The organism is Nocardia sp. JW2 (assembly GCF_051843015.1).
GTDB classification, from domain to species: domain Bacteria; phylum Actinomycetota; class Actinomycetes; order Mycobacteriales; family Mycobacteriaceae; genus Nocardia; species Nocardia coubleae.
The window spans coordinates 1-12,468 of the sequence record NZ_JBPXLK010000007.1 but is presented as its reverse complement, the minus strand read 5'-3'; the positions used below and the strand labels follow the sequence as shown (position 1 = coordinate 12,468).

At 69.2% G+C, this 12,468-nt stretch carries 15 protein-coding genes and 1 pseudogene; 11 read left to right on the top strand and 5 right to left on the bottom strand.

Annotation, left to right across the window (positions count from 1 at the left end):
* Positions 1–23 precede the first annotated feature (23 nt).
* A complete protein-coding gene (locus tag ACSVDM_RS12355; RefSeq protein ID WP_439264832.1) occupies positions 24–290 on the bottom strand; it encodes a hypothetical protein in 267 nt (88 codons plus the stop codon).
* Positions 287–1,141, bottom strand: coding sequence for a PHP domain-containing protein (locus tag ACSVDM_RS12350; RefSeq protein ID WP_439264830.1), 855 nt, complete (start codon positions 1,139–1,141; stop codon positions 287–289). Before ACSVDM_RS12350 ends, ACSVDM_RS12355 begins: the two co-directional genes overlap by 4 nt.
* Positions 1,142–1,206: 65 nt before the next feature.
* On the opposite strand from ACSVDM_RS12350, the gene ACSVDM_RS12345 reads away from it, so the two are divergent.
* On the top strand, positions 1,207–2,286 hold the full coding sequence (locus ACSVDM_RS12345) for a magnesium and cobalt transport protein CorA (RefSeq protein ID WP_439264828.1): 1,080 nt from the start codon (positions 1,207–1,209) through the stop codon (positions 2,284–2,286).
* Here the strand turns inward: ACSVDM_RS12345 and ACSVDM_RS12340 are convergent.
* The 3 genes from ACSVDM_RS12340 to ACSVDM_RS12330 are packed head-to-tail and all read right to left on the bottom strand — an operon-like array spanning position 2,283 to position 4,332.
* Positions 2,283–2,864, bottom strand: coding sequence for a suppressor of fused domain protein (locus ACSVDM_RS12340; protein WP_439264826.1), 582 nt, complete (start codon positions 2,862–2,864; stop codon positions 2,283–2,285). The two genes, ACSVDM_RS12345 and ACSVDM_RS12340, sit on opposite strands and share 4 nt — an antisense overlap.
* 4 nt (positions 2,865–2,868) lie before the next feature.
* On the bottom strand, positions 2,869–3,363 hold the full coding sequence (locus ACSVDM_RS12335; RefSeq protein WP_067486041.1) for a general stress protein: 495 nt from the start codon (positions 3,361–3,363) through the stop codon (positions 2,869–2,871).
* Positions 3,364–3,375: 12 nt separating this feature from the next.
* Positions 3,376–4,332, bottom strand: a complete 957-nt coding sequence (locus tag ACSVDM_RS12330; protein WP_067637676.1) for an HpcH/HpaI aldolase/citrate lyase family protein — start codon at positions 4,330–4,332, stop codon at positions 3,376–3,378.
* Positions 4,333–4,364: 32 nt separating this feature from the next.
* Between ACSVDM_RS12330 and ACSVDM_RS12325 the strand changes: the two genes are divergently transcribed.
* From ACSVDM_RS12325 to ACSVDM_RS12280, 10 genes and pseudogenes are all read left to right on the top strand, one after another.
* A complete protein-coding gene (locus tag ACSVDM_RS12325; RefSeq protein ID WP_067486039.1) occupies positions 4,365–5,678 on the top strand; it encodes a magnesium transporter MgtE N-terminal domain-containing protein in 1,314 nt (437 codons plus the stop codon).
* 46 nt (positions 5,679–5,724) lie between these two features.
* Complete coding sequence (locus ACSVDM_RS12320) at positions 5,725–6,288, top strand: DUF1003 domain-containing protein (RefSeq protein WP_439264823.1); 564 nt, start codon at positions 5,725–5,727, stop codon at positions 6,286–6,288.
* Between the two features lie 118 nt (positions 6,289–6,406).
* A complete protein-coding gene (locus ACSVDM_RS12315) occupies positions 6,407–7,792 on the top strand; it encodes a lytic transglycosylase domain-containing protein (protein ID WP_067486034.1) in 1,386 nt (461 codons plus the stop codon).
* A gap of 66 nt (positions 7,793–7,858) precedes the next feature.
* Positions 7,859–8,719 carry a lytic transglycosylase domain-containing protein gene (locus ACSVDM_RS12310; protein WP_378669321.1) on the top strand — a complete coding sequence of 287 codons (861 nt, stop codon included), beginning with the start codon at positions 7,859–7,861 and terminating at the stop codon, positions 8,717–8,719.
* 51 nt (positions 8,720–8,770) lie between these two features.
* A complete protein-coding gene (locus tag ACSVDM_RS12305) occupies positions 8,771–9,907 on the top strand; it encodes an Mrp/NBP35 family ATP-binding protein (RefSeq protein WP_439264822.1) in 1,137 nt (378 codons plus the stop codon).
* A 50-nt stretch (positions 9,908–9,957) separates the two neighbouring features.
* Entirely contained in the window at positions 9,958–10,278 is a 321-nt protein-coding gene (locus ACSVDM_RS12300; RefSeq protein ID WP_067637686.1) for a DivIVA domain-containing protein, read from the top strand.
* Positions 10,275–10,907: a DNA-3-methyladenine glycosylase I gene (locus tag ACSVDM_RS12295; RefSeq protein WP_439264821.1), complete on the top strand. Its 633-nt coding sequence runs from the start codon at positions 10,275–10,277 to the stop codon at positions 10,905–10,907. Before ACSVDM_RS12300 ends, ACSVDM_RS12295 begins: the two co-directional genes overlap by 4 nt.
* Before the next feature lie 82 nt (positions 10,908–10,989).
* Positions 10,990–11,157 (top strand): DUF3117 domain-containing protein, encoded by a 168-nt coding sequence (locus tag ACSVDM_RS12290; RefSeq protein WP_011211259.1) that lies wholly within the window; start codon positions 10,990–10,992, stop codon positions 11,155–11,157.
* A pseudogene (locus ACSVDM_RS12285) lies at positions 11,154–11,279 on the top strand (putative RNA methyltransferase); the annotation flags it as partial. The gene ACSVDM_RS12290 and the pseudogene ACSVDM_RS12285, both read left to right, overlap by 4 nt.
* Before the next feature lie 30 nt (positions 11,280–11,309).
* Positions 11,310–12,269 (top strand): hypothetical protein, encoded by a 960-nt coding sequence (locus ACSVDM_RS12280; RefSeq protein ID WP_439264819.1) that lies wholly within the window; start codon positions 11,310–11,312, stop codon positions 12,267–12,269.
* Positions 12,270–12,468: the final 199 nt, after the last annotated feature.

Genomic DNA, 12,468 nt, shown 5'->3' with positions numbered 1-12,468 from the left:
CTTCCGCAACCATTAGCGGACTGTCATCCCCACCACTGTGTCCACAGCAGGGCTCCGGTCATCACGAACACGACCGCCGACCCGGCCAGAGCCGCCGCCCCGCGCCGCCGATCCGCGACGATCTGCGCCGCGACGACGACCACCGTCACCAGTACATGCCACGTCAGGGATTCGCCTCCCGGTCCGGGAAAGTCGCGGCGCGCACCGATCAGCGCGGCACCGACGACCACACACAGCAACGCGACCACACCGCCCGCCACCACACCGCTCAGCGCCCGGACCGCCGTCACGAGGAGATCACCGGAACCCCGCTGGCCTTGCCGATCAGCGCCTCGAACTGTTCCGGATCGGTGCGGCAGGCGCCGATCTCGATGGTCTTGTTGCTGCCGTGGTAGTCCGACGATCCGGTGCGCACCAGGCCGAGCTCGCCGGACAGCTCGGTGAGTACCGCGCGATCGGCGGCGCTGTGATCGGGATGGTCGATCTCGAGGCCGGTGAGACCGAGCCCGGCCAGGTTCCTGATCTCGTCGAGCGCGAGCAGCCTGCCGCGTTTGCGGGCCCGCACGTGGGCGAGCACGCTCACCCCGCCCGCGTCGGCGATCAGCTGCACCGCGCGCGGCAACGGCGTGTCCACCTTCTCCGCGTAGTACGGCCCGTGCGGGGCGAGCAGGTCGACGAACGCGGCGTCGACACTGGCCACCACACCCGCCGCGACCAGGGCCCGCGCCAGATGCGGACGCCCCGCGGCCGGTCCGGCGCCGGCCAGCACGGCCTCGGGATCGATCGGCAGACCGTCGGCCACCATCAACTCCGCCATGGCACGCACCCGCGCGATGCGCTCGGCCCGCAATCGTTCACGTTCCTCGGCGAAACCGCGGTCGGCCGGGTCGAACAGGTAGGCCAGCAGGTGCACCGGAACGGGAAAACCGTCCTCCCCCATGCCCGTACACGACATCTCCATCCCGCGTACCAGGGTGAGTCCAGGCGGACGCGCCGCTTCGGCCTCGGCCCACCCGCCGGTGGTGTCGTGGTCGGTGATCGCGACGACGTCGAGCCCGGACGCGGCGGCGTGGCGAACCAGTTCGGCCGGGGTGTCGGTGCCGTCGGAGGCGGTGGAATGGGTATGCAGGTCGATGCGCACACACTCAGTCTTACAGTGCGGTGTCGGCCGGTGTGCGGCCGTCGACCTGCCCGTAACATCCGGATGTGCCTTCCTTCCCGTCACTGCCGAACTTTCACAAGACGGGTCGTGCCGCGGCGACCGCGCGGCCACGGGTACCGGTGCCGACCGCACGCGCCATCGTCGACTGCGGTGTCTACGTCGACGGCAAGCGGTTACCCGGCCGCTTCACCCCGCAGCAGGCGCTGGCGGAGGCGCGCGGCACCGACTCGGGTTTCGTCTGGGTCGGCCTGCACGATCCCGACGAGACGCAGATGAACGACATCGCCGAGATCTTCGGACTGCATCCGCTGGCGGTCGAGGATGCCGTGGTCGGGCGTCAGCGTCCCAAGCTGGAACGCTACGACGACACGCTGTTCCTGGTGATGCGCACGGTCAGCTACGTGGAACACGATATGCACGCCATCAGCGAGATCGTGGAGACCGGCGACATCATGGTCTTCACCGGCCCGCATTTCGCGATCACCGTGCGCCACGGGGAGCACACCGGCCTGTCGGGCGTGCGAAGGGCACTCGAGGGGCATCCCGATCAGCTGCGGATGGGGCCGCCCTCGGTGTTGCACGCCGTGGCCGATCACGTGGTCGATTCCTATGTGGAGACAACCGAATCCATCGAGGAGGACGTCAACGAGATGGAGGAGGCGGTGTTCACGCCGAACTCAAAGGTGGGCATCGAATCGATCTACCAGCTCAAGCGCGAGGTCGTCGAGCTGCGCCGGGCGGTGTCGCCGCTGGGCGTTCCGCTGGAGCGGTTGGTGAACAACCAGGACCTGCCGGTACCGACCGAATTCCGGCGCTACATGCGCGACGTGGCCGATCACCATGTCAGTGTCAACGAACAGATCGCCTACTTCGACGAGGCGCTGAGCAGCCTGGTCAACGCGGCGCTGGCCAAGATCAGCGTTCAGCAGAACACCGATATGCGCAAGATCTCGGCGTATGCGGCCATGGCGGCGGTGCCGACCATGATCGCCGGTGTGTACGGCATGAACTTCGACTACATGTGGGAACTGCACCAGCGGTGGGCTTATCCGGCGGTGGTCGCGTTGATGGCGGTGCTGTGCGCGTTGCTGTTCCGCAGTTTCCGCCGCAACAAGTGGCTCTAGAGGTTCACCGCACCGCGTCCGGGATCGCGCACGTCGATACCCGCCTCCGTCCACGCGTCGCGCAACGCCTGCGCGCCGCGCACCCGCACCCAGGCGGCCTCGGTGGCGGTCACCGGGGTGACGCTGAGGTAGCGCACCGGTTCGGCCGGTTCGGGCAGCACGATCTCGGGCACCTCGCTCTCGCCGAGCAGCACCGCGGTGAAAGGCCCGTTGTGCCACAACGGTTCACCGAGATCGAGCAGCGCGTCGGCTTGCAGCACAACGCCTTCCACCGACGGTGTGGCGACGAGCACGCCGAGTGAACGAACCAGGCCCGCCTGCGGCCCGGCGGCGGCCAGCAGCGTGAGCACAAGTTCGGCGCGGGGGCCACGGACCGGATCGGCGAGCAGGTCGGCCGGATCGCCCATCGGATGACGCGAGCCGCCGAGCGTCGCGTAGTGCACCACACCGTCACCGGGGATGCGCAGGATCTCGATCGGTTCCAGCCCGAGGAACGTCACCGACGCGGAGTCCACACCGGCGCGCTCGACCTCGTAGTGGTCCAGCACCGCGGTGCGGACCGAATTCACCACATCCATTGCGTCACAGCGCCAATCGGGCCAGCATGTCGCGGGCGCGTTCGGCGGTCTTCGGGTCGCACAGCACGTCGTAACGGCCGGCGACCAACTGCATGGTCGACGCGAAGTCGCGCTGCCCCTTGGTCGCCGCGTAGGGAATGGACGTGGTGATGACACCGAACACGATGCCGCCGAGCAGACCGACGACCAGCGGACCGAGCGCCCCACCGGTGGTGGTGAACAGGCTCAGCAGCAGGCCGAGGAACAGGCCGAGCCAAGCGCCCGACACCACCCCACCGCCGATGACCTTGCCCCAGGTGAGCCGGTACAGCACCCGCTCCACCTGCATCAGGTCGACACCGACGATGGTCACGTCCTGCACCGGGAACTGGTTGTCGGCCAGGTAATCGACCGCGCGCTGCGCCTCGGCGTAGGTCGGATACGACCCGACCGGCCAGCCCGACGGCGGCGTCGGCAACGCCTGCCGCCCGCGGTTCGAGTTGCCCAAGGGATTCGTCATAGTCCCATTCTGCTATTCCTGGCCGGGTTGTGGCGGAGTGAAACGGGTGGTCCTGCTCATTCCGGCGGCGCGGCCCTTCTCGGCGATGACCTGTGCCATCTTGGCGGAGGCCTCGTCGATCATCTCATTGCCGAGCATCACCGCGCCACGAGCACCACCGGCGGCCGAGGTGTGGAAGGCATAGGCCTCCAGGATCAACTCGGCGCGGTCGTAGTCCTCCTGGCGCGGGCTGAAGATCTCGTTGGCCGCGTCGATCTGGTCCGGGTGCAGCACCCATTTGCCGTCGAAGCCGAGCGCGGCGGTGCGCGCGGCGGCCCGGCGGAAGCCGTCCACATCGCGAACCTGCAGGTAGGGGCCATCGATGGCCTGCAGGCCGTGGGCGCGGGCGGTGAGCAGGATGGTCATCAGGATGTGGTGGTAGGCATCGCCGGTGTCGTAGCCGGGCGGCTGTTCGCCGACGACCAGGGTGCGCATATTCAGGCTCGCCATGAAATCGGCGGGACCGAAGACCAGGGCCTGCACACGGGGGCTTGCGGTGGCGATCTCATCGATATTGCGCAACCCCATGGCGTTTTCGAGCTGCGGTTCGATGCCGATGCGCCCGACCTCGAGCCCGCACACCTTCTCCAGCTGGGTCAGCAGCAGATCCAGCGCGCGCACCTGGCCCGCGTCGGTGACCTTGGGCAGCAGGATCGCGTCGAGCTCGCGGCCCGCGCCCTCCACCACCGTGATGACGTCGGCGTAGGTCCATTCGGTCGTCCAGTCGTTGACCCGGACCACCCGTAGCTGCTCGCCCCAGCCCGGTTCGTGCAGGGCGGCCACGATATTGGCGCGCGCCGACACCTTCGCCTCGGGCGCGACCGCGTCCTCCAGATCGAGGAAGACCTCGTCGACCGGCAGTCCCATCGCCTTGTGGATCATCTTCTGGCTACTGCCTGGCACGGCGAGCACCGAACGGCGGGGCTTCATGGGAGCACGCTCCTTACTACTAGCCTGAGGTCATGGCAACCACCAGGGTGTACGTCGCCCGGCTCGCCGGCCTGACAGTGCTGGGTCCGGACGGGGAGTCTATCGGCCGGGTCCGGGACGTGGTCGTCGCCGTCCGGTTCGGGCGGCAACCGCCGCGCGTGCACGGCCTGGTCGTCGAGTTGCCGACGCGCCGAAGGATTTTCGTGCCGATGCTGCGGGTCACCGCGATCGAGCCGGGCGTGGTGACGCTCAATACCGGAACCGTGAGCCTGCGCCGGTTCGCCCAGCGCGCGGGCGAATTGCTCGCGCTGGCCCAGATCGTCGACACCCGGGTGCACGTGCACGACCCGGACCTGCCCGATCTCGAGGACGTCGACGTGTTCGTCGCCGATCTGGGCATCGAGCAGACCCGCACCAGGGACTGGGTGGTCGGCCGGGTCGCGGTGCGCGGGCACCGGCGGATCGGGCGCAGGCGGACGGTGCACGTGGTCGACTGGTCGTCGGTGAGCGGCCTGACACCGGCCGCCGTCGGCAGGCCGGGCCAAGACGTCACCGCGCTGCTCGCCCAATTCGAGGGACTGCGCGCCGCCGACGTCGCCAACCGGTTGCGCGAGCTGCCCGAGAAGCGCCGGGTGGAGGTGGCGATCGCCCTCGACGACGAACGCCTCGCCGATGTGGTGCAGGAACTGCCCGACGACGACCAGGTCGACCTGCTCGGCCACCTCGAGGTCCGCCGGGCCGCCGACGTGCTCGAGGCCATGGACCCCGACGACGCGGCCGACCTGCTCGGCGAACTACCCGAGAGCGAAGCCGAATCGCTGCTGGCCCTGATGGACCCGGAGGAGTCCGAACCGGTGCGCCGGTTGCTCGCCCACTCCCCCGACACCGCGGGTGGCCTGATGACCACCAAACCGGTCGTGCTCAGTCCGTCGACCACGGTCGCCGAGGCGCTGGCCCGCGTCCGCGATCCCGATCTCACCCCGGCCCTTGCCTCGATGGTCTTCGTCGTCCGCCCGCCGACGGCCACCCCGACCGGCAGCTACCTGGGCTGCGTGCACATCCAGCACCTGTTGCGCGAGCCGCCTGCGCATCTGGTGGGCGGCATGGTCGACACCGACCTGGCCGCCCTGACCCCCGAGCTGCCGCTCTCGGCCGTCACCCGCTACTTCGCCACCTACAACCTGGTCTGCGGGCCGGTGATCGACGACGAGAACCACCTGCTCGGCGCGGTCACCGTCGACGACGTGCTCGACCATCTGCTGCCCGAGGACTGGCGCGAGGAGGAGACCCCGCCGCTCGAACAGACCGAGCCGACACCGATCGACACCGACGGGAGACCGGCATGAGGGGTCAGCGCCGCGAGGCATCAGCGGAGCAGCCGAAAGGACACGCGTGAGCGAGAAGAACCTGGCCAGGCAGCGGCTGGAGACACCCGGCGGTACCCGGCTGCGTTTCGACTGGGACTCCGAGGCGTTCGCGCGCAGCAGCGAGCGGGTCGCCCGGTTCCTGGGCACCGGGCGTTATCTGGCGATCCAGACCATCATCGTCATCGTCTGGATCCTGCTCAATGTCTTCGTGGTGGCGCTGCGCTGGGACCCGTACCCGTTCATCCTGCTCAACCTGGCCTTCTCCACCCAGGCGGCCTACGCGGCGCCGCTGATCCTGCTCGCCCAGAACCGCCAGGACAACCGCGACAAGGTCTCGCTCGAGGAGGACCGCACCCGGGCCGCGCAGACCAAGGCCGACACCGAGTTCCTCGCCCGTGAGCTGGCGGCCCTTCGCCTGGCCGTCGGCGATGTCGCCACCCGCGACTACCTCCGGCGCGAACTGGAAGAGATCAAGGAAATGCTCGACGGCGCGCCGAAGACGGAGGCGAAGCGAAAAGGCTCCCGCAAGAAAACCTCCGGTCAAACGCCGTCTCCGCCCCCGGTTTCGCCTGGTGCTCCAGATGAGTAACCGGAAATGCTCTGTAAGTACCTGACCGATGGGTAACCTGGATCACGTTGTTCCGGGCGGGCCGGAGGGGGGACTCTGCGGCGCCGCTGCTTCGACGTAAAGGGTTGGTGTGGCCGCAATGCGAATCTCTGCTCCGATAACTATGTCGGCCCTTGTCGTCGCGGGACTCGTCGCGTCGGGGTCGGCCGCGCACTCGTCGAACCCGAGCACCGCGCCGAGCGCGCCCGAGGCCTTGCTCGCCGCGAACAAGAGCACCACCGACCACAAACCCGAGAGCGATCCGTCCGAAATCGTCGGCCTGCTGCCGGTGACCCAGGAGGCGCCGCGCAAACTGCGCGCGCTGAGCCCCTCGGCCAACAGCCTGGCCCCCTTCGCCGGAACCGTGCCACTGCAATCGATTTCACTACCACCCGGCAGCGGCACGCTCGGCATTCCCGAGATCGTGCTCGCCGCCTACCGCAATGCCGAACTGGCCATGCAGACCGCACAGCCCGGCTGCGGGCTCACCTGGAATCTGCTGGCGGGCATCGGCCGCATCGAATCCGGGCACGCCAGCAGCGGGCGAACCGACGCCGCGGGCACCACGACCACACCCATCTTCGGACCCGCGCTCGACGGCACCCTGCCGGGTAACGAGATCATCAAGGAGGCCGACGGCGGCTTCGTCCGCGCCGTCGGGCCCATGCAGTTCCTGCCGAGCACCTGGGCGCACTACTCGGCCGACGGCAACGGCGACGGCACAGCCGACCCGCACAATGTCTTCGACGCCGCCCTCGGCGCGGCCAAGTACCTCTGCTCCGGCGGGCTGAACCTGCGCGACGCGGCCCAGGAACTGCGGGCCGTCCTGCGCTACAACAACTCGATGTCGTACGCGGCCAATGTGCTCAGCTGGTCGGCGGCCTACCGCACCGGCGGTGCGCCCAGCCAGGTGTCGATCTCGCCCGACATCGTCCCGCCGGGCAGCGCGCCGACCGTCGCGCCGAACGTCCTCGCGGCCGACACACCCGTCACGGCGGCGCCGCCGTCGACGACGAACCAATTGCCGCCCAACACACCGAAGGTCACCACGCCGACCCAGGTGATGATCACGCTGCCCGGCTTGCCACCGATTCCCTGCGGCATCTTCTGCCCCGCGCCCGTCGCACCCGCCCCCGAGGTGTGTGTGAACGAGCCGCTGCCCGCGCAGATGCCCAACCCCATCGCGCCCGCGCCGCAGACGTTCGGTGCCGAGGTGCAACAGAATCCGGCACCGCAGGATCCGGCCGCCGCTCCCCCGCAGCCCGGTGAGCGCACCGAGCAGGCCGCGTGCACCCCCGCCGAACAACCCGCGCCCGCCGAGGCACCGGCGCCCGCACCGGCCGAACCGCAGAAGACGCCGGAGCCGGGCATCGCACCCACCGAGGAGCCCGCGCCGCCCGCCGCTCCGGCACCGGCGCCGCAGCCCGCAATCACGTTGCCGTTCAACATCGTTATCCCGCTGCCGCCCGCCCCGCCGGCCCCCTAGAAATCAAACCGAAATTCAGATCACGGAGGGGTAACAAAAAGGTCTCGGGTGCGGTAATCTCGGCTCATGGGTCGTCATCGTAAACAGCCTGCAACGACGGTTCGACGTAGTTCGATCATCGCGCTCACCGGCTTGGTTCCGGCCGGACTCGTGGCCGTCACCGCCGCCGCCACCGACACGACCACCGCCGAAATGGCGGCCGTGGAGCACGATCTGCCCGAACTCGACACCGAGACCGGCCCCGAGTTCGCCGCCGCACCGCAGGCCGAGGTCGCCGAGGTCGTCCACGCCGAGGCCAAGCAGTCGCGGTCGGCCACCCCCGAGGTGAAAACCGTTGCGCTCTCCGGCGATCGGGTCGCCTCCGACCTGCCCGCCGGCCCGCTCGGCATCCCCGGCATCGCGGTGGCCGCCTACCAGAACGCCGAACAGCAACTGGCCGTGGAGAATCCGCACTGCGGCATGTCCTGGTCGCTGCTGGCGGGCATCGGTCGCGTCGAATCCACCCACGCCTTCGGCAAAGCCGACGCCGACGGCAACCCGATCAAGGCCGTCTACGGTCCCGTTCTCGACGGCAGCCTGTCGGGCAACAACGTCATCCACGACAGCGACGGCGGAGCCCTCGACGGCATCGGCGGCTACGACCGCGCCATCGGCCCCATGCAGTTCCTGCCCGAAACCTGGGAGCGCTACGCCGCCGACGGCAACGCCGACGGCATCGCCGACCCGCAGAACCTCTACGACGCCGCCCTCACCGCAGGCAAGTACCTCTGCGACGGCGGCCTGAACATGCGCGACCTGTCCCAGCAGTCCAAGGCGATCCTGCGCTACAACAACTCCATGGCCTACGTCGCCAATGTGATGGCATGGTCGGGCTCCTACTCCAGCGGCCTCGCCCCCAAGCCGCAAGACCTCCCGCGCATCCACTGAGCACGCGCCCCACACCCGGCCGGGAAACCGGTGCAGCCTAATATCGGACATATGGCAGTGATTACGGAAGCGGATGTGCGGGCGGCGCTCGCGAAGGTCGACGATCCGGAGATCCGCAAGCCGATCACCGAGCTCGGCATGGTCAAGAGCATCGCCATCGCCGACAGCGGCGACGTGCATGTGGAGGTGTACCTCACCACCTCGGGCTGCCCGCTGCGCACCGAGATCATCCAGCGCGTCACCAAGGCCGTCGCCGACGTGCCGGGTGCCGGTGCGGTGACCGTCGATCTCGACGTGATGAGCGACGAACAGCGCACCGAGCTGCGCAAATCGCTGCGCGGCGACTCCGCCGAACCGGTGATCCCGTTCGCCCAGCCCGGTTCGCTCACCCGCGTGTACGCGGTGGCCTCGGGCAAGGGTGGCGTCGGCAAGTCCAGCGTCACCGCCAACCTGGCCGTCGCCCTCGCCGAGCGCGGGCTGTCGGTGGGCGTGCTCGACGCCGACATCTACGGTCACTCCATCCCGCGCATGCTCGGCACCGACGCCAAGCCCACCCAGGTGGAGCGGATGATCATGCCGCCCGTCGCCCACGACGTGAAGATGATCTCGATCGCGCAGTTCACCCAGGGCAACACGCCCGTGGTGTGGCGCGGTCCGATGCTGCACCGCGCGCTGCAGCAGTTCCTCGCCGACGTGTTCTGGGGCGACCTGGACGTGCTGCTGCTCGACCTGCCGCCCGGCACCGGCGACGTGGCGATCTCCATCGCCCAGCTGATCCCGAGCGCCGAGATCCTGGTCGTCACCACCCCGCAGATCGCCGCCGCCGAGGTGGCCGAACGCGCGGGTGCCATCGCCCTGCAGACCCGTCAGCGGATCGCGGGCGTCGTCGAGAACATGTCCTGGCTGGACCTGCCCGACGGTTCGCGCATGGAGCTCTACGGTTCCGGCGGCGGCCAGGTGGTCGCCGACCGCCTCACCCGTGCCGTCGGCTCGACCGTCCCGCTGCTCGGCCAGATCCCCATCGAGCAAGCCCTGCGCGAAGGTGGCGACGCGGGCACGCCGATCGTGCTCTCCGATCCGGAGAATCCGGCCGCCGTCGCCCTGCGCGGCGTCGCCGACAAGCTCGCGATCCGCAAGCGCGGCCTGGCGGGGATGTCGCTCGGCATCGACACCACCCGCCACCTCTGACCGCTCCCGCTGATGCGGGACTTGTCGGTGGGTTTGCCTAGTCTTGGAGCATGCTGACGCTGCTTCTGTATGTGCTCATCGTCGGGTTGGTCGCGGCGATGTTGTTTCTCGTCGCCAGTGCGGTGTTCGGCCGGTCGGAGGAGCTCGGGCCGTTGCCGCAGGGCACCACCGCGACCGTGCTGCCCGCCGAGGGTGTCACGGGGGCGGATGTGCGGGCGTTACGGTTTCAGCAGGTCGTGCGCGGCTACAAGGCCGGTGAGGTCGACTGGGCGTTGGGGCGGTTGGCCGAGCGCATCGACGAACTCGAGTTCGAGTTGGCGCAGATGCGGCAGTGGCAGGCGCAGATGGCAGCGGGCCAGGAGCACCGGTGAGCGAGTTCGTCGACGACGGGCTGGTCCGCTGCGACTGGGCGACCGGCTCCCAGCTCTACCGCGATTACCACGACCACGAATGGGGCAAGACCCTCCACGGCGACGATGCCATGTTCGAGCGGCTGTGCCTCGAGGCGTTCCAATCGGGCCTGTCCTGGATCACCATCCTCCGCAAGCGCCCGGCCTTCCGCGCCGCCTTCGCGGGCTTCGAGATCGCCAAGGTCGCCGAATTCGACGACACCGACCGGGCCCGGCTGCTCGCCGACGCCGGGATCGTCCGCAACCGCGCGAAAATCGACGCGGCCATCGCGAACGCCCGGGTTGCTCGCGACCTGCCGATCGGCCTCGACGAGCTGGTGTGGTCGTTCGCACCCGAGCCACGCCCGAGGCCCGCGACCATCGCGGATGTGCCCGCCACCACACCCGAATCCATTGCTCTGGCAAAGGAATTGAAGCGCCGCGGCTTCGCTTTCGTCGGCCCGACCACGGCCTACGCACTGATGCAGGCGAGCGGCATGGTGGACGATCACCTGGCCGTTTGCTGGGTGCAAGCCGTACCGAAAGGAACCGACTCCGGAGTCAGATTTGCTACTCAGGTGTCCGCCCGAGTCGGCAATAGGGAAGAATAGGACCGGTGTGGCCCGCCGAACACCCGGCGGACCAGAGAACAGTAGTGCGCACTCCACCGCGCAGATCTGGAGGGAGCAGAGGATGGCGGCCATGAAGCCCCGTACCGGGGACGGTCCCCTCGAGGCAACCAAGGAAGGTCGTGGAATCGTCATGCGGGTTCCACTCGAGGGTGGCGGGCGTTTGGTCGTCGAACTCACACCGGACGAGGCAGCGGCCCTCGGTGACGAACTGAAGAGCGTCACCAGCTGACAGCCCTGACCGAGGTCGCCGCACTCCTGGCCTGCCCGGAGTGCGGCGACACCCTGCAGCCCGGCGCAGGCACACTGCGGTGCGCCAACCGGCACAGCTTCGACATCGCCCGCCAGGGTTACGTCGGCCTGCTCACCGGCGCCTCGACGAAAATGACCGGCGACACCGCCGCCATGCTCGACGCCCGCGCGGCATTCCAGAGTGCGGGCCACTTCGCGCCCATCGCGAATGCCGTCGCCCAAGCTTTCCGCTCCGCGCACCCGGCTGGACACACGCCGTCCGCGGCTCGTCACTTCGACACGCTGGGCAATGCGCGGCCGGAAGGCGCGCCCACGGTGCTGAGCAGCCCCGCATCGCCCAGCAGCGCCGCATTGTCGAACGGCGCCGCATCGTCGAACGGCCCCGCATCGCCGGACCGCCACGCATCGTCGGCCGGCCCCGCATCGTTGGACCGCCACGCATCGTCGGCCGACGCCGCATCGCCGGACCGCCACGCATCGTCGGCCGACGCCGCATCGCCGGCCGACGCCGGATCGCTGGGGGGTGCGGTGCTGGAGATCGGAGCCGGTACCGGGTACTACCTGGGCGAGGTCCTCGACGCGCATCCCGGTCTCCTCGGCATCGCGCTCGATGTCGCGAAGCCTGCTGCTCGTCGCGCGGCTCGCGCGCATCCCCGGCTCGCGTCGATCCTCGCCGACGCCTGGCGTGGGCTCCCGATCCGCGATGACGCGCTCACCGGGGTCTTGTCCGTCTTCGCACCGCGCAACCCCGGCGAAGTCGCGCGTGTGCTCGCACCCGGCGGACGGTTCGTCGTCGTCACGCCCACCCCACGGCATCTGGGCGAGTTGATCGAGCCGCTGGGTATGGTCCGCGTCGACCCCGACAAGGAGCGTCGGCTCGATGACGCGCTGTCGGGGACTTTCACCCGCATCGATCACGCCGTGGTCGAATTTCCTATGAAGCTGTCGCGTGGCGACGTCACCAATGTGGTCGCCATGGGACCGTCCGCCTTCCACACCACCGCTGCCGACGACCCGCGCATCGCCGGCCTCGCCGACATCACCGAGGTCACCGCTTCGGTCACCGTTGCGCGGTACGCACCTGTCGGCTGAGCGCGGACAACACCTCGGTGTTTTGTGCACCACGGAGGTATTGGGCTGTATTTTTGGAGCGCTGGCGCGCTCGAGCGCGGCCCCTGAGGGGCCACGCGAACAGCGCTCGAGACTCGCGCTTCGCGCATGCGCTTCGAGCGCTGTTCGCGCGGCCGGGCCGCTACGCCGCTTCGCGGCGGACCCTCCTCGAGGTCGGGTC

What these genes read in the sequence shown, in the direction of transcription:
- ACSVDM_RS12310 (WP_378669321.1), top strand. Translation starts at nt 7,859, where the DNA reads ATGGGTCGTCATCGTAAACAGCCTGCAACGACGGTTCGACGTAGTTCG.
- ACSVDM_RS12280 (WP_439264819.1), top strand. Translation starts at nt 11,310, where the DNA reads ATGACCGGCGACACCGCCGCCATGCTCGACGCCCGCGCGGCATTCCAG.
- ACSVDM_RS12340 (WP_439264826.1), bottom strand. Translation starts at nt 2,864, where the DNA reads ATGGATGTGGTGAATTCGGTCCGCACCGCGGTGCTGGACCACTACGAG.
- ACSVDM_RS12335 (WP_067486041.1), bottom strand. Translation starts at nt 3,363, where the DNA reads ATGACGAATCCCTTGGGCAACTCGAACCGCGGGCGGCAGGCGTTGCCG.
- ACSVDM_RS12330 (WP_067637676.1), bottom strand. Translation starts at nt 4,332, where the DNA reads ATGAAGCCCCGCCGTTCGGTGCTCGCCGTGCCAGGCAGTAGCCAGAAG.
- ACSVDM_RS12290 (WP_011211259.1), top strand. Translation starts at nt 10,990, where the DNA reads ATGGCGGCCATGAAGCCCCGTACCGGGGACGGTCCCCTCGAGGCAACC.
- ACSVDM_RS12305 (WP_439264822.1), top strand. Translation starts at nt 8,771, where the DNA reads ATGGCAGTGATTACGGAAGCGGATGTGCGGGCGGCGCTCGCGAAGGTC.
- ACSVDM_RS12315 (WP_067486034.1), top strand. Translation starts at nt 6,407, where the DNA reads ATGCGAATCTCTGCTCCGATAACTATGTCGGCCCTTGTCGTCGCGGGA.
- ACSVDM_RS12300 (WP_067637686.1), top strand. Translation starts at nt 9,958, where the DNA reads ATGCTGACGCTGCTTCTGTATGTGCTCATCGTCGGGTTGGTCGCGGCG.
- ACSVDM_RS12325 (WP_067486039.1), top strand. Translation starts at nt 4,365, where the DNA reads ATGGCAACCACCAGGGTGTACGTCGCCCGGCTCGCCGGCCTGACAGTG.